At 58.5% G+C, this 20,135-nt stretch carries 16 protein-coding genes; 9 read left to right on the forward strand and 7 right to left on the reverse strand.

What is annotated here, in order from left to right; all coding sequences use genetic code 11:
- Nucleotides 1-100 precede the first annotated feature (100 nt).
- Entirely contained in the window at nt 101-2,737 is a 2,637-nt protein-coding gene (gene gyrA, locus IM267_RS10740) for a DNA topoisomerase (ATP-hydrolyzing) subunit A (protein WP_112791567.1), read from the reverse strand.
- Between the two features lie 146 nt (nt 2,738-2,883).
- Between gyrA and ubiG the strand changes: the two genes are divergently transcribed.
- The 4 genes from ubiG (at nt 2,884) to yfaE (ending at nt 7,712) form a co-directional block, all read left to right on the forward strand.
- Nucleotides 2,884-3,612 (forward strand): bifunctional 2-polyprenyl-6-hydroxyphenol methylase/3-demethylubiquinol 3-O-methyltransferase UbiG, encoded by a 729-nt coding sequence (ubiG, locus tag IM267_RS10745; RefSeq protein ID WP_063868243.1) that lies wholly within the window; start codon nt 2,884-2,886, stop codon nt 3,610-3,612.
- A gap of 348 nt (nt 3,613-3,960) precedes the next feature.
- Nucleotides 3,961-6,246: a class 1a ribonucleoside-diphosphate reductase subunit alpha gene (gene nrdA / locus IM267_RS10750; RefSeq protein WP_193033375.1), complete on the forward strand. Its 2,286-nt coding sequence runs from the start codon at nt 3,961-3,963 to the stop codon at nt 6,244-6,246.
- Nucleotides 6,247-6,327: 81 nt separating this feature from the next.
- Complete coding sequence (gene nrdB, locus IM267_RS10755) at nt 6,328-7,458, forward strand: class Ia ribonucleoside-diphosphate reductase subunit beta (RefSeq protein ID WP_063868242.1); 1,131 nt, start codon at nt 6,328-6,330, stop codon at nt 7,456-7,458.
- Entirely contained in the window at nt 7,458-7,712 is a 255-nt protein-coding gene (gene yfaE, locus IM267_RS10760) for a class I ribonucleotide reductase maintenance protein YfaE (RefSeq protein WP_063868240.1), read from the forward strand. Before nrdB ends, yfaE begins: the two co-directional genes overlap by 1 nt.
- A gap of 83 nt (nt 7,713-7,795) precedes the next feature.
- On the opposite strand, the gene glpQ is transcribed toward yfaE, so the two are convergent.
- A complete protein-coding gene (glpQ, locus tag IM267_RS10765) occupies nt 7,796-8,857 on the reverse strand; it encodes a glycerophosphodiester phosphodiesterase (protein WP_193033376.1) in 1,062 nt (353 codons plus the stop codon).
- Nucleotides 8,858-8,868: 11 nt separating this feature from the next.
- Nucleotides 8,869-10,221 carry a glycerol-3-phosphate transporter gene (glpT, locus tag IM267_RS10770; RefSeq protein WP_063868234.1) on the reverse strand — a complete coding sequence of 451 codons (1,353 nt, stop codon included), beginning with the start codon at nt 10,219-10,221 and terminating at the stop codon, nt 8,869-8,871.
- Nucleotides 10,222-10,471: 250 nt separating this feature from the next.
- On the opposite strand from glpT, the gene glpA reads away from it, so the two are divergent.
- From glpA to glpC, 3 genes are read left to right on the forward strand one after another with little or no spacing between them, the layout of a single operon-like run.
- Nucleotides 10,472-12,100 carry an anaerobic glycerol-3-phosphate dehydrogenase subunit A gene (glpA, locus tag IM267_RS10775; RefSeq protein ID WP_193033377.1) on the forward strand — a complete coding sequence of 543 codons (1,629 nt, stop codon included), beginning with the start codon at nt 10,472-10,474 and terminating at the stop codon, nt 12,098-12,100.
- The gene (gene glpB / locus IM267_RS10780) at nt 12,090-13,307 is read left to right on the forward strand and encodes a glycerol-3-phosphate dehydrogenase subunit GlpB (RefSeq protein ID WP_193033378.1); all 1,218 of its coding nucleotides are present in this window, start codon (nt 12,090-12,092) and stop codon (nt 13,305-13,307) included. Before glpA ends, glpB begins: the two co-directional genes overlap by 11 nt.
- Nucleotides 13,304-14,494: an anaerobic glycerol-3-phosphate dehydrogenase subunit GlpC gene (gene glpC / locus IM267_RS10785; protein WP_112791571.1), complete on the forward strand. Its 1,191-nt coding sequence runs from the start codon at nt 13,304-13,306 to the stop codon at nt 14,492-14,494. Before glpB ends, glpC begins: the two co-directional genes overlap by 4 nt.
- Nucleotides 14,495-14,525: 31 nt before the next feature.
- Here the strand turns inward: glpC and IM267_RS10790 are convergent, their stop codons facing one another.
- The 4 genes from IM267_RS10790 to tctD all read right to left on the reverse strand — a co-directional run bounded on the left by IM267_RS10790 (nt 14,526) and on the right by tctD (nt 18,559).
- Entirely contained in the window at nt 14,526-15,725 is a 1,200-nt protein-coding gene (locus tag IM267_RS10790) for a nicotinamide mononucleotide deamidase-related protein YfaY (protein ID WP_063868226.1), read from the reverse strand.
- Between the two features lie 94 nt (nt 15,726-15,819).
- Nucleotides 15,820-16,359, reverse strand: a complete 540-nt coding sequence (locus IM267_RS10795) for a YfaZ family outer membrane protein (RefSeq protein WP_063450369.1) — start codon at nt 16,357-16,359, stop codon at nt 15,820-15,822.
- A 129-nt stretch (nt 16,360-16,488) separates the two neighbouring features.
- Nucleotides 16,489-17,898 carry a sensor histidine kinase gene (locus IM267_RS10800; RefSeq protein ID WP_193033379.1) on the reverse strand — a complete coding sequence of 470 codons (1,410 nt, stop codon included), beginning with the start codon at nt 17,896-17,898 and terminating at the stop codon, nt 16,489-16,491.
- Nucleotides 17,885-18,559 carry a transcriptional regulator TctD gene (gene tctD, locus IM267_RS10805; protein ID WP_017693014.1) on the reverse strand — a complete coding sequence of 225 codons (675 nt, stop codon included), beginning with the start codon at nt 18,557-18,559 and terminating at the stop codon, nt 17,885-17,887. The genes IM267_RS10800 and tctD overlap by 14 nt, the downstream gene beginning before the upstream one ends.
- Before the next feature lie 152 nt (nt 18,560-18,711).
- On the opposite strand from tctD, the gene IM267_RS10810 reads away from it, so the two are divergent.
- On the forward strand, nt 18,712-19,692 hold the full coding sequence (locus IM267_RS10810) for a tripartite tricarboxylate transporter substrate binding protein (protein ID WP_064910302.1): 981 nt from the start codon (nt 18,712-18,714) through the stop codon (nt 19,690-19,692).
- 11 nt (nt 19,693-19,703) lie between these two features.
- Nucleotides 19,704-20,135 carry a tripartite tricarboxylate transporter TctB family protein gene (locus IM267_RS10815; protein ID WP_063450373.1) on the forward strand — a complete coding sequence of 144 codons (432 nt, stop codon included), beginning with the start codon at nt 19,704-19,706 and terminating at the stop codon, nt 20,133-20,135.

Here is a 20,135-nt window from a genome sequence, read left to right on the forward strand (position 1 = left end):
GTGGTTAAGGTAGCGGTAAACGCGGCTTGTCGCAACGTTCACTTGTCTGCTTACGCAAAACAAAAGGGCCGGAAACCGGCCCTTTATGCGTCAGGAGACGTTACTCGTCAGCGTCATCCGCTGCGTCATCATCGGTGTCCGCTTCCGGGACGATTTCGTCATCCCCTTCCGCGACGCTGCCGTCGATAGAGTCGAGCTCTTCGTCATCCACCGGCTCAGCAACGCGTTGCAGACCGACGACGTTTTCATCTTCCGCCGTACGGATGAGGATAACGCCTTGGGTGTTACGTCCCACCACGCTAATCTCAGACACGCGCGTACGCACCAGCGTACCGGCATCGGTGATCATCATGATCTGGTCCGCGTCGTCCACCTGCACCGCCCCCACAACGGAACCGTTGCGCTCGGTGACCTTGATGGAGATAACGCCCTGCGTGCCGCGTGATTTGGTCGGGTATTCGCTTTCCGCCGTACGCTTACCGTAACCGTTCTGGGTGACGGTCAGGATTGCGCCTTCGCCACGAGGAACGATCAGGGAAACAACGGTGTCTTCACCCGCCAGCTTGATACCACGCACGCCGGTCGCCGTACGGCCCATGGCGCGAACGGCGTTCTCTTTAAAGCGCACCACTTTACCGGCCGCAGAGAAGAGCATCACTTCATCAGAACCGGACGTCAGATCCACGCCGATCAGTTCGTCGCCTTCGTTCAGGTTCACCGCGATAATCCCGGCGGAACGTGGACGGCTGAACTCGGTCAGTGCGGTTTTCTTCACGGTACCGCTCGCGGTCGCCATAAAGACGTTCACGCCCTCTTCGTACTCGCGTACCGGCAGGATGGCGGTGATACGTTCGTTCGCTTCCAGCGGCAGCAGGTTGACGATTGGACGTCCACGCGCGCCACGGCTCGCTTCCGGCAGCTGATAGACCTTCATCCAGTACAGACGGCCCCGGCTGGAGAAGCAGAGGATCGTGTCGTGGGTGTTAGCCACCAGCAGACGGTCAATGAAGTCTTCTTCTTTAATACGTGCCGCAGACTTGCCTTTACCGCCACGACGCTGTGCTTCGTAGTCGGTCAACGGCTGATACTTCACGTAGCCCTGGTGAGACAGGGTCACTACCACGTCTTCGCGGTTGATCAGATCTTCAATGTTGATATCAGAGCTGTTGGCCGTGATTTCGGTACGACGTTCGTCGCCGAACTGATCGCGAACCAGCTCCAGCTCTTCGCGGATCACTTCCATCAGGCGCTCTGCGCTGCCCAGGATATGCAGCAGCTCGGCAATCTGTTCCAGCAGCTCTTTGTACTCGTCGAGCAGTTTTTCATGCTCAAGGCCGGTCAGTTTCTGCAAACGCAGATCCAGAATCGCCTGGGCCTGCTGTTCAGTCAGGTAGTACTGACCGTCACGCACGCCGAATTCCGGTTCCAGCCACTCAGGACGCGCGGCGTCGTCGCCGGCACGTTCCAGCATCGCCGCCACGTTGCCCAGATCCCATGGACGCGCAACCAGCGAGGCTTTCGCTTCTGCCGGGGTTGGCGCACGGCGGATCAGCTCGATGATCGGGTCGATGTTCGCCAGCGCAACGGCCAGTGCTTCAAGGATATGAGCACGATCGCGCGCTTTGCGCAGTTCAAAGATGGTACGGCGAGTCACCACTTCACGGCGGTGACGCACGAACGCGCTCAGGATCTCTTTCAGGTTCATGATCTTCGGCTGACCGTGGTGCAGCGCAACCATGTTGATACCGAAGGAGACCTGAAGCTGAGTCTGGGAGTAAAGGTTGTTCAGCACAACTTCACCCACCGCGTCGCGCTTGATTTCAATCACGATGCGCATACCGTCTTTGTCAGACTCGTCACGCAGCGCGCTGATGCCTTCAACGCGTTTTTCTTTTACCAGCTCGGCGATTTTTTCAATCAGACGCGCTTTGTTCACCTGATACGGGATCTCGTGAACAATGATGGTTTCACGGCCGGTTTTGGCGTCCGCTTCCACTTCGGCGCGGGCACGGATGTAAATCTTGCCACGACCGGTGCGGTACGCTTCTTCAATACCGCGACGACCGTTGATGATCGCCGCCGTCGGGAAGTCCGGGCCCGGGATGTGTTCCATCAGCCCTTCAATGCTGATGTCTTCATCGTCGATGTAGGCCAGGCAGCCGTTGATCACTTCCGTGATGTTATGCGGCGGAATGTTGGTTGCCATACCGACGGCGATACCGGACGAACCGTTCACCAGCAGGTTTGGGATCTTCGTTGGCATAACGTCAGGAATTTTTTCCGTGCCGTCGTAGTTATCAACGAAATCAACCGTCTCTTTTTCCAGGTCGGCCATCAGCTCATGGGCAATCTTCGCCAGACGGATTTCCGTATAACGCATTGCCGCGGCGGAGTCGCCGTCGATAGAACCAAAGTTACCCTGACCATCTACCAGCATGTAACGCAGCGAGAACGGCTGCGCCATACGGACAATGGTGTCGTACACCGCGGAATCACCATGGGGATGGTATTTACCGATTACGTCACCAACGACACGGGCAGATTTTTTGTAGGCTTTATTCCAGTCATTGCCCAATACGTTCATGGCGTATAGTACGCGACGGTGTACCGGCTTCAGGCCATCGCGGACGTCCGGCAGCGCACGGCCAACAATGACCGACATCGCATAGTCCAGATAGGAGCTTTTCAGCTCTTCCTCGATGTTAACCGGTGTAATTTCTCTCGCAAGGTCGCTCATCTAACCGCTATCCCTCTACTGTATCCCGGATTCAAAGGTCGCAAATTATAACACAGCCGCGGTGATACAGGTAAACCTATACGCTTTATTCACAGGGATTGCCTGATATACTCATTTGTCTTGCTAAATAAGGAGTAAAAGCGCCCATGAATGCCGAAAAATCCCCGGTGGCTCACAACGTTGACCACGAAGAGATTGCCAAATTTGAAGCGGTGGCGTCCCGCTGGTGGGATCTCGAAGGTGAGTTCAAACCTCTGCATCGTATTAACCCGCTGCGTCTGGGCTATATCGCGGAGCGTTCCGGCGGTCTGTTCGGTAAAAAAGTGCTCGACGTCGGCTGCGGCGGCGGCATCCTGGCGGAAAGCATGGCGCGCGAAGGGGCCACCGTTACCGGCCTGGACATGGGCTTCGAACCCCTACAGGTTGCCCGTCTTCACGCGCTGGAGTCCGGCGTACAGGTAGAATACGTTCAGGAAACCGTGGAAGAGCACGCGGCAAACCATGCGCACCAGTACGACGTGGTGACCTGCATGGAGATGCTGGAGCACGTTCCCGATCCGCAGTCGGTGGTCAACGCCTGTGCAAAACTGGTGAAGCCGGGCGGCCAGGTCTTCTTCTCGACGATCAACCGCAACGGCAAAGCCTGGCTGATGGCCGTGGTGGGCGCGGAATATGTGCTGCGCATGGTGCCGAAAGGGACGCACGACGTGAAGAAGTTTATCAAGCCTGCCGAACTGCTGGGCTGGGTTGACCAGACATGGCTTAAAGAGCAGCACATCACCGGCCTGCACTACAACCCGCTAACGGATAAATTCAAACTTGCCCCAGGCGTGGATGTTAACTATATGTTGCATACAACCGCCAAAAACGACTAACGTCATCCATTATTCTTATAATGATTGCGCGACATCATGTTGCGCAATTCTGACCTCCCGTTGAAGAAATCAGCACTCGATCAAATTTTGAATTTTTTTTCTGGAATATTGACATCTCTTCCAGGCCTTATGGCACGAGGACTTAGCCTTTTTTACCCTTTCACAACCTCAATTTAACGTCAAAATCAACCCTTGTACTGAAAAGAATCCTTACTAGAATACTCACCATATAGCGTTATTCTTATCGCAAAACCCCTATATGTAGTATTTATCCACAGAGTTAGTCACAAGACGGATCTGTGGATAAGCGGGGGATATTTTTTATTTCACGGACAGGTAAAAACCCACATGAATCAGAGTCTGCTGGTGACAAAGCGCGACGGTACCACCGAGCGTATCAATCTGGACAAAATCCATCGAGTTCTCGACTGGGCAGCAGAAGGACTGAACAACGTATCTATCTCCCAGGTTGAACTGCGTTCTCACATTCAGTTCTACGACGGCATCAAAACGTCTGATATCCACGAAACCATTATCAAAGCAGCGGCGGATCTGATCTCCCGCGACGCACCGGATTATCAGTACCTCGCTGCGCGTCTGGCGATTTTCCACCTGCGTAAGAAAGCCTACGGCCAGTTCGAGCCGCCGAAGCTTTACGATCACGTGGTGAAAATGGTTGAGCTGGGCAAATACGACACGCATCTGCTGGAAGACTATACGGAAGAAGAGTTCGAGCAGATGAACGGGTTTATCGATCACTGGCGCGACATGAACTTCTCCTACGCGGCGGTGAAGCAGCTCGAAGGCAAATATCTGGTTCAGAACCGTGTGACCGGTGAGATCTACGAAAGCGCCCAGTTCCTTTATATTCTGGTGGCCGCCTGCCTGTTCTCGAATTACCCGCGTGAAACCCGTCTGGACTACGTGAAGCGTTTCTACGATGCGGTATCAACGTTCAAAATTTCTCTGCCTACGCCAATCATGTCTGGCGTGCGCACCCCTACCCGTCAGTTCAGCTCCTGCGTTCTGATCGAGTGTGGTGACAGCCTGGATTCCATCAACGCCACCTCCAGCGCCATCGTAAAATACGTTTCCCAGCGTGCCGGTATCGGCATTAACGCTGGCCGTATCCGCGCGCTGGGCAGCCCGATCCGCGGCGGCGAAGCGTTCCACACCGGCTGTATTCCGTTCTACAAGCACTTCCAGACGGCAGTAAAATCCTGCTCTCAGGGCGGCGTGCGCGGGGGTGCAGCAACCCTGTTCTACCCAATGTGGCACCTGGAAGTGGAAAGCCTGCTGGTTCTGAAGAACAACCGTGGCGTGGAAGGCAACCGCGTGCGTCACATGGACTACGGCGTGCAGATCAACAAGCTGATGTACACCCGTCTGCTGAAAGGTGAAGACATCACCCTGTTCAGCCCGTCCGACGTCCCGGGCCTGTACGACGCGTTCTTCGCCGATCAGGACGAGTTCGAGCGTCTATACACCAAATATGAAAAAGACGACAGCATTCGCAAGCAGCGCGTGAAGGCGGTAGACCTGTTCTCCCTGATGATGCAGGAACGTGCCTCTACCGGTCGTATCTACATTCAGAACGTTGACCACTGCAACACCCACAGCCCGTTTGACCCGGTCGTTGCGCCAGTACGCCAGTCTAACCTGTGCCTGGAGATCGCCCTGCCGACCAAACCGCTGGACGATGTGAACGACGAAAACGGCGAAATCGCCCTGTGTACGCTCTCCGCGTTCAACCTGGGTGCGATTAAGAGCCTGGACGAGCTGGAAGAGCTGGCCGTGCTGGCAGTTCGCGCGCTCGACGCCCTGCTGGACTACCAGGATTACCCAATCCCGGCGGCAAAATGCGGCGCAATGGGCCGTCGTACCCTGGGTATCGGCGTGATCAACTTCGCCTACTGGCTGGCGAAAAACGGCAAGCGTTACTCCGACGGCAGCGCCAACAACCTGACCCACCAGACGTTCGAAGCGATTCAGTACTACCTGATGAAAGCCTCCAACGAGCTGGCGAAAGAGCAAGGCGCGTGCCCGTGGTTCAACGAAACCACCTACGCGAAAGGCATTCTGCCGATCGACACCTACAAAAAAGACCTGGATGCGATCGTCAGCGAGCCGCTGCACCTCGACTGGGAAGGCCTGCGCGAGTCCATTAAAACGCACGGCCTGCGTAACTCCACGCTCTCTGCCCTGATGCCGTCCGAGACCTCTTCGCAGATCTCCAACGCCACCAACGGTATTGAGCCACCGCGCGGCCACGTCAGCATCAAAGCGTCGAAAGACGGCGTGCTGCGTCAGGTAGTGCCGGACTACGAAACGCTGGGCAATAACTACGAGCTGCTGTGGGAAATGCCAAACAACGACGGCTACCTGCAACTGGTGGGTATCATGCAGAAGTTTATCGACCAGTCGATCTCTGCCAATACTAACTACGACCCGACGCGCTTCCCGTCAGGCAAGGTTCCGATGCAGCAACTGCTGAAAGACCTGCTCACCGCCTACAAATTTGGCGTGAAGACCCTGTACTATCACAACACCCGTGACGGTGCGGAAGACGCACAGGACGACCTGGCCCCGTCAATTCAGGACGACGGCTGCGAAAGCGGCGCATGTAAGATCTAATGTAAATGCCGGGTGGCGCTCCGCTTACCCGGCCTACGATTTTGTTTGCCCGATTGACAAAATCTCTCACAGGACACACTCATGGCATATACCACCTTTTCACAGACGAAAAACGACCAGCTCAAAGAGCCGATGTTCTTCGGCCAGCCGGTCAACGTGGCACGCTACGATCAGCAAAAATATGACATCTTCGAAAAGCTGATTGAAAAGCAACTCTCCTTCTTCTGGCGTCCGGAAGAAGTTGACGTTTCCCGCGACCGTATCGATTTCCAGGCGCTGCCGGAACACGAAAAGCACATCTTCCTCAGCAACCTGAAGTACCAGACGCTGCTGGACTCCATTCAGGGTCGTAGTCCGAACGTGGCGCTGCTGCCGCTGATCTCGATTCCTGAGCTGGAAACCTGGGTAGAAACCTGGGCGTTTTCTGAAACGATCCACTCCCGCTCTTATACCCACATCATCCGCAACATCGTGAACGATCCGGCGGTGGTGTTTGACGATATCGTTACCAACGAGCAGATCCAGAAGCGCGCCGAAGGCATTGCGCACTACTACGATGAGCTGATCGAGATGACCAGCTACTGGCATCTGCTGGGCGAAGGCACGCACACCGTGAACGGCAAAACCGTCACCGTGAACCTGCGGGCGCTGAAAAAACAGCTCTATCTGTGCCTGATGAGCGTCAACGCGCTGGAAGCAATCCGCTTCTACGTGAGCTTCGCCTGCTCCTTCGCCTTTGCCGAGCGCAAGCTGATGGAAGGCAACGCCAAAATTATCCGTCTGATCGCCCGCGATGAAGCCCTGCACCTGACCGGCACCCAGCATATGCTGAACCTGCTGCGCAGCGGAACGGACGATCCGGAGATGGCGGAAATTGCGGAAGAGTGCAAACAGGAGTGCTACGACCTATTCGTGCAGGCCGCCCAGCAGGAGAAAGAGTGGGCAGACTACCTGTTCCGCGACGGCTCCATGATTGGCCTGAACAAAGATATTCTCTGCCAGTACGTTGAGTACATCACCAACATCCGCATGCAGGCGGTTGGCCTCGATCTGCCGTTCCAGACGCGCTCTAACCCGATCCCGTGGATCAACACCTGGCTGGTGTCCGATAACGTGCAGGTGGCGCCGCAGGAAGTGGAAGTGAGTTCGTATCTGGTCGGTCAGATTGACTCTGAAGTCAACACCGACGATCTGAGCGATTTCCAGCTCTGATGACCCGCGTAACGCTACGCCTTTCGGGTACAGAGGTGCTGTGCCAGGAAGAGCACCCTTCCCTGCTGGTGGCGCTGGAAGCGCATCAGGTAGAGGTAGAGTACCAGTGTCGTGAAGGCTATTGCGGCTCCTGCCGCTGCCGTCTGGTCGCAGGCCAGGTGGACTGGCTGACCGAACCGCTGGCCTTTATCAGTGAAGGGGAAATTTTGCCCTGCTGCTGCCGGGCAAAAGGCGATATAGAGATCGAGATGTAACAGTGTCGGGTGGCGCTACGCTTACCCGACCTACAAAACCGCAGTTCGTAGGCCGGGTAAGGCGAAGCCGCCACCCGGCAATTTCAGCGTTTATCCTTCAAAAAACTCACCGCTTTATCCGGGAAATCCGTAAACACCCCGTCCACTCCCGCCTGGTTATACAGTACGTCGTAAAGCTGATTCACGTCCGTCGCATAGTCCGGCAGCTGGTCTGCACGCACGGTATACGGATGCACCTGCATGTTGCTCGCGTGCGCCTCTTTCACCATCGCCGTCAGCTTCACGTGACCCGGCGTTGAGCCTTCCGCCACCAGCATGTGGTAATCCGGCCCAATGCCGTCGGCGTACTGCGCAATCTGCTTCATCGCGCCCGGCTTAAACATCCAGTCGTAGCTGTAGTTCACCCACTTCCCGTCCGGCTGTTTTTCCTGGGTTTCGTTCCAGTCGGTATAGGCAATCAGCTGCACCAGATTGAGATCCATCCCCATCTTCGGCTCCAGCTCGGTTTTGATGCGCTTCAGCTCCGCCGCATCGAAACATTGCAGGAAAACCTTACTCTGCTTGCTGGTGTAGCCGTACTTTTTCAGCACCTCCAGCGTCGTAGCGGCAATGTCTTTTCCTTCCTGATGGTGGAACCACGGCGCTTTGATTTCCGGATAGATACCGATGTTTTTCCCGGTCGAGTGGTTCAGCCCCTGAACAAACTCGATCTCCTCTTCGAAGGTGTGAATACGGAAGTCAGATTTGCCCATCGGGAAACGTCCCGGATAGACCTGCACCTTCTTGCCGTTTTCAATCTCGAAGCCCTCGGTAAACGTCAGCGAGCGGATCTCCGCCAGCGTGAAGTCGATGGCGTAATAGCGACCGTCTTTACGGGCGCGATCCGGGAAGCGTTCCGCCACGTCCGTGACGCGGTCAAGATAGTGGTCATGCAGAACGACCAGCCGGTCGTCCTTCGTCATCACCAAATCCTGCTCCAGATAATCCGCGCCCTGCGCATAGGCCATCGCCTTCGCTGGCAGCGTATGCTCCGGCAGATAGCCGCTGGCGCCGCGATGGGCAATCACGATTTTATCCGCCGCCAGCGCGGAGCCGGTCATCAAACCGGCCAGCAGCAGGCCGGCTGCAAGTTGAGTGAATTTCATGACAAGGCTCCTTATTGACGACGCGCCAGCACTTCAGCGTGGTGACGTTTTTCACCGATCATCACGACGATCAACAGCAGAACCGCCAGCACGCTGCCGCCAATCATCACCATAAAGCCACCGTCCCAGCCGAAGAAGTCGACGGTGTAACCGACGATGGCACTTGCCGCCACTGAACCGCCGAGGTAGCCAAACAGACCGGTAAAGCCCGCCGCCGTGCCTGCCGCTTTCTTCGGCGCCAGCTCCAGCGCATGCAGGCCAATCAGCATCACCGGACCGTAAATCAGGAAGCCGATAACGATCATACAGGCCATGTCTACTGATGGATTACCCGGCGGGTTCAGCCAGTAAACAACCGTCGCGATGGTCACCAGGGTCATAAAGAACACGCCCGTCGCGCCACGGTTACCTTTGAACACTTTATCCGACATCCAGCCGCAGATCAGCGTGCCGGGAATGCCCGCGTATTCATACAGGAAGTAGGCCCAGGAGGACTTATCCAGCGCGAAGTGCTTCACCTCTTTCAGGTAGGTTGGCGACCAGTCGAGGATGCCGTAGCGCAGCAGGTAAACGAAGACGTTCGCCACCGCGATGTACCACAGCAGCTTGTTTGGCAGCACGTACTTCATGAAGATCTGCTTTGCCGTCAGCTCTTCTTCGTGCTTCTCGCTGTAATCATCCGGGTAGTCGTTTTTGTACTCTTCGATTGGCGGCAGGCCGCAGGACTGCGGCGTGTCGCGCATCAGCGCAAAGGCGATAATCGCCACCAGGATCGCCCCAAAAGCAGGCATGTAGAGCGCCGCGTGCCAGTCGTTGAACCAGGCCATCCCCAGCAGGAACAGCAGCGGCGGAAGCCCGCCCCCAACGTTATGCGCGCAGTTCCACACCGACACAATGCCACCACGCTCCTTCTGTGACCACCAGTGAACCATGGTGCGTCCGCACGGCGGCCACCCCATCCCCTGGAACCAGCCGCAGAGGAACAGCAGCACGAACATGATGGCAATGCTGGAGGTCGCCCATGGCACGAAGCCCATGAACAGCATGACCGCTGCCGCGAGGATCAGCCCGGCAGGCAGGAACACGCGCGGATTCGAACGATCCGACACTGACCCCATAATGAATTTCGAAAAACCGTACGCGATGGAGATCCCCGACAGCGCGAACCCCAGGTCGCCGCGAGAGAAGCCCTGCTCCACCAGATACGGCATGGCGAGCGCAAAGTTTTTACGTACCAGATAGTACGCCGCATACCCGAAGAAGATCCCGAGGAAGATTTGCCAACGCAGACGGCGGTAGAGAGGATCGATCTCTGCCTCTGGCAGTCGCGCCCGGTGTGGCGCAGGTTTAAAGATACTGAGCATAACAGCCTCCGTGGCCTTTCAAATAATGACCGGGCATCTCGCGCCCGGCTACAGAGGCGGCGATGTTAAGAAATCACGGTGAATGTTACTGTGAATCAACGCACAGATTGTTACAGAAATATGACAGGATGCGCAAAAAAGCGCATGAAATCACGTTTCACTTTCGAATTTCGCGCGTTTATGTTCGAAATCAAACAAACCACACGATCGCTGTGGCTAAATGCTAAAAAACGAACATAGAGGAAAGGCAATGACAATCCACGATCCACGCTCTTGCGATGTGATTATCATTGGCGGTGGCGCGACGGGTGCCGGTATCGCACGCGACTGCGCCCTGCGGGGGTTGAGCGTCACGCTTCTGGAACGCCACGATATCGCCACCGGCGCGACGGGGCGTAACCACGGCCTGCTGCACAGCGGCGCTCGCTATGCGGTCACTGATGCTGAATCCGCGCGCGAATGTATCGCTGAAAACCAGATCCTCAGGCGCATCGCCCGCCACTGCGTTGAACCCACCAACGGCCTTTTTATCACCCTTCCCGAAGACGACCTCGATTTTCAGCAAACCTTTATCACCGCCTGCACCGCGGCAGGCATTCAGGCTGAAGCGATCGATCCGGCGCAGGCGCGCCGTATTGAACCCTCGGTGAACCCGGCGTTACTTGGCGCGGTGAAGGTGCCTGACGGAACCGTTGATCCCTTCCGCCTGACCGCCGCCAATATGCTCGACGCGCGGGAACACGGGGCGCATATCCTGACCGGGCACCACGTTACCGGACTTATTCGTGAAGGCAATACCGTGCGCGGCGTGCGCGTGTTTGATGCGCAGTACAACGAACACCGCGAGCTGTATGCCGCCGTGGTGGTTAACGCAGCGGGGATATGGGGCCAGCGCATCGCGGAATACGCCGATTTATCCATCCGCATGTTCCCGGCCAAAGGTTCGCTGCTGATCCTCGATCACCGCATCAATAACCACGTCATCAACCGCTGCCGCAAGCCGTCCGATGCCGACATTCTGGTGCCGGGTGACACCATTTCGCTCATCGGTACGACGTCAACGCACGTTGACTACAGCGACATTGACGTCAACCGGGTTACCGCCGAAGAGGTGGATATTCTGTTGCGCGAAGGGGAAAAGCTGGCCCCGGTGATGGCGCAGACCCGTATTCTGCGTGCCTACGCGGGCGTGCGTCCCCTCGTCGCCAGCGATAACGATCCGAGCGGGCGTAACGTCAGCCGCGGCATCGTGCTGCTCGATCACGCCGAACGTGACGGCATGGACGGGTTTATCACCATTACCGGCGGCAAGCTGATGACCTACCGGCTGATGGCGCAGTGGGCCACGGATGCCGTCTGCCGTAAGCTCGGCAATACCACGCCGTGCGTGACGGCGGAGCGGGCCCTGCCCGGCTCGCAGCACTCGACAGAAAAAACGCTGCATAAAATCATCTCGCTCCCCGCACCGCTTCGCGGCTCGGCGATTTACCGCCACGGCGACCGCATTCCGACCTGGCTTGGCGAAGGGCGACTCAGCCGAAGCCTGGTGTGCGAATGCGAAGCCGTGACCGCAGGCGAGGTGCAATATGCCGTGGAAAACCTGACGGTGAACAGCCTGCTTGATTTACGCCGCCGCACGCGCGTCGGGATGGGCACCTGTCAGGGGGAGCTGTGCGCCTGCCGTGCCGCCGGGCTGCTGCAACGTTTTCACGCCACCACGTCAACCCAGTCGCTTGCCCAGCTCAGCGATTTTTTAAACGAGCGCTGGAAAGGCATTCAGCCCGTCGCCTGGGGCGATGCCCTGCGCGAAAGCGAGTTTACCCGCTGGGTCTATCAGGGGCTTTGCGGTCTGGAGAAGGAGCACCCCCATGAAATTTGATACCGTGATCGTCGGCGGCGGGCTGGCGGGCCTGCTGTGCGGCCTTAAGCTGACGCAGCGCGGTCTGCGCTGCGCCATTGTGACTCGTGGTCAGAGCGCCCTGCACTTCTCCTCCGGATCGCTGGATTTACTGGGCGCGCTGTCGTTCGAAGATCTGCCGCCTGAACATCCCTACCGGCTGACGGGCGCAGAGAATATGGCCCGCTTTGCCTGTGAAACCGAATATCTGCTCACCACCTGCGGCGCACGTATGCAGGGTGACGCGGAGCTTAACCATCAGCGCGTCACGCCGCTCGGCACCCTGCGCGCCGCCTGGCTTAGCCCGGAAGAGGTGCCTGTCGCCCCCATCACTGCGGAACGCGTGCTGGTGGTGGGGATCAGCGGATTCCTCGACTTTCAGCCGCATCTGGCCGCCGCGTCTCTCAGGCAGCAGGGTGTTCAGACAGATACCGCCGAGATTGACCTCCCTGAACTCGACGTGCTGCGCGAAAACCCCAGCGAGTTTCGGGCGGTGAACATTGCCCGCCTGCTGGATAATGAACGTTACTGGCCGCAGCTGTACGCGGCGCTTCGACCGCTCGGCGAGACCTGCGACGCCCTGTTTATGCCCGCCTGCTTTGGCTTAACGGATAACCGGCTCTGGCGCTGGCTCTCGGCGCGTCTGCCCTGTACGCTCGGTTTACTGCCGACGCTCCCCCCTTCCGTGCCCGGCATCCGTCTGCATACCCAGCTTCAGCGTCAGTTTGTCGCCCAGGGTGGCGTCTGGATGGCGGGCGACGAGGTGAAAAAAATCACCCTGGCAGAAGGCGCGGCAAGCGAAATCTGGACCCGCAACCACGGCGACATCCCGCTTCGCGCACGCTATACGGTGCTGGCAAGCGGCAGCTTCTTCAGTAACGGTCTGCTGAGCAGTCGGGAGGGCGTGCGTGAGGCGATCCTCGGGCTGGACGTCCGGCAAAGCGCCTCCCGCGCAGACTGGTATCAGAGCGATTTTTTCACTCCGCAGCCCTGGCAGCAGTTCGGGGTGATTGTCGACGCCCAGCTGCGCCCGCGGCTGGACGGGCAACCGGTTGAAAACCTGTACGCCATCGGCTCGGTTCTGGGCGGGTACGATCCCGTGGCGCAGGGCTGCGGCGGCGGCGTCTGCGCCGTCACCGCGCTGCACGTTGCGGAGCAGATTATTCAGCGCAGGGAGGCAGCACAATGAACGACACCCGGTTTGAAAACTGCATCAAATGCACGGTTTGTACCACGGTTTGCCCGGTCAGCGGCGTCGATCCGCGCTATCCCGGCCCGAAGCAGGCCGGTCCCGACGGAGAACGTCTGCGCCTGAAGGACGGAGCGCTTTACGACGAGGCGCTGAAATACTGTATCAACTGCAAGCGCTGCGAAGTTGCCTGCCCGTCGGACGTGAAAATTGGCGATATCATCCAGCGCGCCCGCGCGCGCTACAGCACGCAGAAACCGACGCTGCGTGACGCGATACTGAGCCATACCGATTTGATGGGCAGCATCTCGACGCCTTTCGCGCCGGTCGTCAATGCCGCCACCGCCCTGAAGCCGGTGCGCAGGCTGCTGGATGCAACGCTCAAAATCGACCATCACCGCAGCCTGCCGAAATATTCTCACGGCACCTTCCGCGGCTGGTATAAATCCGTGGCGGCAGAACAGGCGCGGTTCGCCGAGCAGGTCGCCTTCTTCCACGGCTGCTACGTGAACTACAACCATCCGCAGCTGGGGAAAGACCTGCTGAAAGTGCTGAACGCCATGGGAACGGGCGTTCAGCTGCTGAGCAAAGAGAAGTGCTGCGGCGTTCCGCTGATTGCCAACGGTTTTACCGACAAAGCGCGGAGGCAGGCGAAAAGCAACGTCACCGCTTTACGTGAAGCGATCGTCGACAAAGGCATACCGGTACTGGCAACTTCGTCAACCTGCACCTTCACGTTGCGCGATGAATATCCGCATCTGCTGGATGTGGATAACACCGGCCTGCGCGAGCACATCGAGCTGGCGACCCGTTTTCTCTGGCGCAAACTGGACGGCGGGCAGACGTTGCCGCTGGGCAAATTGCCGCTGAAAGTGGTGTATCACACGCCATGTCATATGGAAAAGATGGGCTGGTCGCTCTATACGCTTGAGCTGCTGCGGCTGATCCCGGGGCTGGAGCTGACGGTGCTGGATTCACGCTGCTGCGGCATCGCAGGCACCTACGGCTTTAAGCGCGAAAACTACCCAACGTCACAGGCAATTGGCGCGCCGCTGTTCCGGCAAATTGAAGAGAGCGGCGCGGATATCGTCGTGACCGACTGTGAAACCTGTAAATGGCAGATTGAGATGTCCACCAGCAAACGCTGCGAACATCCTATTACCCTGCTGGCAAACGCGCTGGCGTAACCGTTGCCGGGGCCACCGCCCCGGCAGATTCTCACTCCACGAACAGCGACTCGACGACGTTGATCCAGCCGTGCTCGCTGGCGACCTCTTTGCCGTTCAGCCAGCGGCGCAGCATGTTCAGGGCCATCATCGCGCACACCTCCTGACGCACGGCCAGACTGTGGCGGGTAATACTCATCTTCACCCGCAGGGCGTGCGTTCCTTCCGGAGTTGCCAGGGCGAAGTTGAGATGCTCTTCATCCAGCCCGCCAACGAACAGCGCCAGCCCCGCGAAATGCTTCACTCTGCGCTCGGACGCCCAGCGCGCGGTCTGCGCGAGTGTCTCCTGCTGGAACGGCACCACTTCGCTGGCCAGCAGCGGCGCACCCGCCCGGGTCAGCTGGAGCGCCAGCAGCCCGCCGGTAAACTGCTCGCTTAGCGTCACGCTCAGCTGACGAGACTGCAAATGGCGGGCGATCTGCGCCGGCAGCCCTTCCGTGCCTTCGAAAATCAGGCTTTCCCCGGCGACGCGCTGCACTTCGGGCCACAGCGCCAGCATGGCGGCTTTCTCAGACGCCGGTCCGGTCAGCTTCAGTTCAATAATCGGCATGGAGGAGCGATAGCCCATCGACACGCCGGGAGGCAATTGCAGATGATCGAGGCTCTGGGCCAGATCGCTCTCCGAGCGGCCAAACGTGGTCAGTCGCAGGCACAGCGGTGGTTCCGGCAGGGTAAAACGGTCGCGCAGGCGCGGCAGGATCTGCTGCTCGACCATCACCTTAAATTCCGACGGCACGCCCGGGGTGAAGAACATCAGGCAGCGGTTCAGCTGAACGGCAAACCCGCAGGCGGTGCCGACCGGGTTATCAATCAGCTCCGCGCTGGCGGGGATCTCGGCCTGCTTGCGGTTGCTGGGGGCCATCACGCGGCCACGATCGGAGAAGAAACGCTCCATCTGCGTCAGCCACGCGTCGTGGAGAACCAGACCTTCGCCTTTGGCGGTGGCGGCAGCCAGCGCGCTGAGATCGTCGCTGGTCGGTCCGAGCCCGCCGTTCACAATCAGCACGTCGCAGCGTTCGCTGCGCTCGCGCAGAACGTTGACCAGCGACTCAAGATTGTCACCCACGGTGTTGCGGCGCGTTAACGGTAATCCTTGCTCAAAGAAGAGATCGGCGAGCCAGGCGGCATTGGTATCAATGATTTGCCCATGCAGCACTTCGTCGCCAGTGGATAACATTTCCACGTTTATCATTGTGTTCTCCCATTTCAATGGTCAAAACACTATAGCGCAATCGAAGACCGGAGGAAGAGAGAAACTGGCGCGACAGAACGCCGCGCCGAGAGGATCAGAAACCTGCGCTAACGCCAACGTACGGGCCGTCTGCCAGGGCGTTGTCGCGGTTGCCGTCTTTACCGGCCAGGTTCAGATAGCGATAGCCCGCTTCGATGGTGATCGGACGCATGATGGTCCAGCGCGCGCCGGCGTTAGCTTCCTGATAGCTGTCGATGCCGCTGGAGAGTGAATCCGGAGAGTAGTAGTACTCACCGAACAGGCCAAAGCTGTCGCCAATTTTCCACTGCAAGCCGCCGCCCACTGCCGCCGCGTAACCTTCGTCACCGTCGTTCGGGTTGGTGTAGATCCCTTTACCGCCGACGGTCGCCAGGAACGGGCCCAGAGGAACGTTGAAGCCGAGGCCCAGGCTTGCCGCATCGCCGTCGTCGTCGTTATGCGTCCAGCCGCCGGTCATTGCCAGACCTGCGCTGTCCGTGCCAAGACCGAAGCCCAGGTGGGTATAGTCCTCGCCCGCCGAGCCGTTGAAGGAAATAGCGTTGGCCGCCGCCGATACACACATCAGGCCTAAGCCCATTAATGCCACTTTTTTCATTGTCGTGATCCCGCACAATTTATTCAGAGATGTCCAAAAACCGCGAGATTTTAACCTGACTTTCAGGGGGATCAATGGACTCTGCGTGCGTCGGGCAATTAGTTTGTAACGATTTGATAATATCGACATTTACATCATCAACAAAAAGCGCATTTTCACGCACAGCCCGCCCAGATTTTCACTGGGCATCAGCTGGAGATGGCTGCGGTGAAGACGGGCAATGTCGTTGGCCAGCGCCAGACCAATGCCGGACCCGGCGGCATCGCCCACGTTATCCAGCCGATGAAACGGCAGCATGGCCTGGGCGATCTGATCTTCGGCAATCCCCGGTCCGCTGTCCTCCACGCTCAGCTCAACGGCATCGTTATCCGTGCGCAGGTACACCGTGACGATGCCCTGCTCCGGCGTGTATTTGATCGCGTTCTCCAGCAGGTTGGCGCAGAGTTCGCCCAGCAGCACGTCATCTCCCTCAATTATCACCGGCTGCTGTACGCCGTCATAACCGAGGTCAATAGCCTTGCTGCGCGCCTGCGCCAGCCGGGAAAAGCAGCTGTTTTGCACCACCTGAACCAGATCGACAGGGGCAAACTGTCGCTCACCCTGCTCTTTTCGCTTCACCGCCGAAAGCTGTAACAGCCTTTCGGTCAGCACGATGGTGTTATCCAGCGTCACGTTCATTGCCCGTAAACTTTCCTGCCACAGCGCCGGATCGTTACGCGTCAGGGCAACGGACACCTGGGTTTTCAGCACCGCCAGCGGCGTTTTGAGCTGGTGCGAGGCATCGGCATTGAAGCGCGCCTGCCGCGAAAGTACGCCGCGCAACCTGTCGATATAGCGGTTAAATGCCACAATCAGCAGCCGCGTTTCCGACCAGGGCAACAGCTCCGGCAGCGGAGCCAGCAGCCCGGGCTCGCGGCGCACCATCAGCGAGGAGAGCTGGCGCATCGGGCGCAGCACGCGGCGAAGCAGCCAGGCGGTTAAAATCAGCGTCAGCAGCACCAGCAGCCCCTGCGACACGAGCGAGGAAAACAGCAGCTGCGTGGCGAGATAGCGCCGCGACTGCAAGGTTTCGGCGACGTAAATCTCCGCCATGCCGAACACGCTGTCTTCGTTAACTGGCTGGAGCAGCTTCGCCACGCGGATCGCCTGCCCGCGATACTCGGTATGATAAAACCAGGCCAGCGCAGGATAGTGGGTGGTGCGCGACGTGGAGGGTGGCATTTTCGGCAGATCGTCATAGCCGGAGATCGTCCGCCCATCAGGATCAACGACCTTGTAATAGAGGCGATCGTTCATGTTCAGCTCAAAGCTGTCGAGCACCACCCAGGGCACGTTTACCTGGAGCTTGCCGTTGTGCACCACCAGCCGCTCTGACACCGTGCGCGCCGAGGATAAAAGCGTGCGGTCATAGGCCTGCGTTGCCGCCTGTAGCGCGCTAACGTAGCTGTTAAAGGCCGACAGCCCCCATAACAGCAGCAGCGGCAAACCCAGAAAGAGCAAAAGTTGCAGGTAAAGCGACTGCGGCTTAACCCACTTCATCGCCGCACTCCAGCACGTAGCCCAGCCCACGGAGCGTGGTGATCCGCACGCCGCTGCCGGTCAGCTTCTTGCGCAGGCGGTGAATATAGAGATCGATGCTCTCGGGGCTAACGTCGTCGTTCAGGCTGAACACCTGGTCGAAGAGCTGCTGTCGGGAAACGGGACGGGTCCGGCGGTGCATCAGCACCTTCAGCAGAGAGAGTTCGCGCGGCGTGAGGGAAAGGGGTTCATCGCGCAGCAGAAAAAAGCCTTCATCATCGTACTCCAGCTCCCCCAGCCGCTGCCGCTCCTGGGTTCGCCCTTCACTGCGGCGCAGCAGCGCGCGCAGGCGGGCATCGAGTTCTTCCAGCTCGAACGGCTTCGGCAGATAGTCATCCGCCCCGGCATTCAGCCCTTTCACCCTGTCCGCCACGTTGCTGCGGGCGGTAAGAAACAGCACGGGAAGCGTCTGCCCGCGCTTTCTCAGGCGATGCACCACCTCCAGCCCGTCGAAGCCGGGCATGCCGATATCAAGAATGGCGACGGCATAGTTTTCCCCCTGTAAAAGGTGGTCGGCCGCCCGCCCGTCGTTGACGCAATCCACGGCAAATCCGTTCTGTACCAGCGCTTTCTCCAGCCAGTGAGCCAGCTCACGATTATCTTCCGCGAGTAAGAGACGCATATCACATCCTGTAAAGTTGGTGTCGCAGTGAAAGGGAAATGAAAGGTTATTGTTTTAACAATCACGCAACGGAACCGCTACAAGGTGGTTCACATAATCAGAAAAAAGACACCCGTACCCGTACTCCCGGTTCTCCGGCGTGAGGATAAACGATGAAAAAACAATTACTTTCTGCTGTTGCTGCAAGCGTATTGCTGTTGAGTGCCTCTGTCGTCCAGGCGCAGGAGGCGCCGTCCCGCACCGAATGTATCGCCCCGGCCAAACCCGGCGGCGGCTTCGACCTGACCTGCAAGCTGATTCAGGTCAGCCTGCTGGAGACGAAGGCCATCGAAAAACCGATGCGTGTCACCTACATGCCCGGCGGCGTGGGCGCGGTAGCCTATAACGCCATTGTTGCGCAGCGCCCTGCCGAACCCGGTACCGTCGTGGCCTTCTCCGGCGGCTCGCTGCTGAACCTGTCGCAGGGGAAATTTGGTCGTTATGACGTGGATGATGTGCGCTGGCTCGCCACCGTGGGCACCGATTACGGGATGATCGCCGTTCGCGCCGACTCTCCCTGGAAATCCCTGAAAGATTTGCTGACCGCCATGGAAAAAGATCCGAACAGCGTGGTGATTGGCGCGGGCGCGTCTATCGGTAGCCAGGACTGGATGAAAGCCGCGCTGCTCGCGCAGCAGGCCAAAGTGGATCCGCACAAGATGCGCTACGTGGCCTTTGAAGGCGGCGGCGAGCCGGTGACGGCGCTGATGGGCAATCACGTGCAGGCGGTATCGGGCGATCTCAGCGAAATGGTGCCCTACCTGAGCGGAGATAAGATCCGCGTGCTGGCGGTCTTCTCGGAAAACCGTCTGCCGGGCCAGCTGGCGGACGTCCCAACCGCCAAAGAGCAGGGTTATAACCTGGTCTGGCCGATCATCCGCGGCTTCTTTGTCGGGCCAAAAGTGACCGACGCCGAGTACCAGTGGTGGGTGGATACCTTCACAAAACTCCAGCAAACCGACGAGTTCAAAAAACAGCGCGATCTGCGCGGACTGTTTGAGTTCAACCTGAACGGCAAGCAGCTGGACGAGTACGTGAAAAAACAGGTGAATGACTACCGCGAACAGGCGAAAGCCTTTGGCCTGGCGAAATAACCGGAGGCGCTATGAGCGATCGCATTTTTGCCGGGATATGGCTGCTGCTCTGCATTGGCGGGCTGTTCGTCGCCTGGCAGATCCACAGCGAATACAGCTATGAACCCGTAGGGCCACGCCCCTTCCCCGTCGGCATTGTCGGCCTGATGCTGCTCTGCTCGGTGGCGCTACTGCTGCGCCATCCGGACACCGTAGAGTGGCCGCCACGCCGCACCCTGCAACGTCTGCTGGTGATGGTAATTGTTCTGCTGATGTACGCGTGGGGCTTTGAGTGGCTCGGCTTCCCGATTGCCACTGCCCTGCTGACGATGGTGATTGGCATGCTGTTTAACGCCTCGCTGCCCGCGGCGGGGATCTCCGGGGTCGTACTGGGCATTTTGCTCTGGTACGCCTTCGACCGCCTGCTGGACGTGACGTTGCCGCTCGGCGCATGGTTTAACTAA

This window comes from Enterobacter cloacae complex sp. P15RS, from assembly GCF_014895905.1.
Taxonomy (GTDB): domain Bacteria; phylum Pseudomonadota; class Gammaproteobacteria; order Enterobacterales; family Enterobacteriaceae; genus Enterobacter; species Enterobacter quasihormaechei.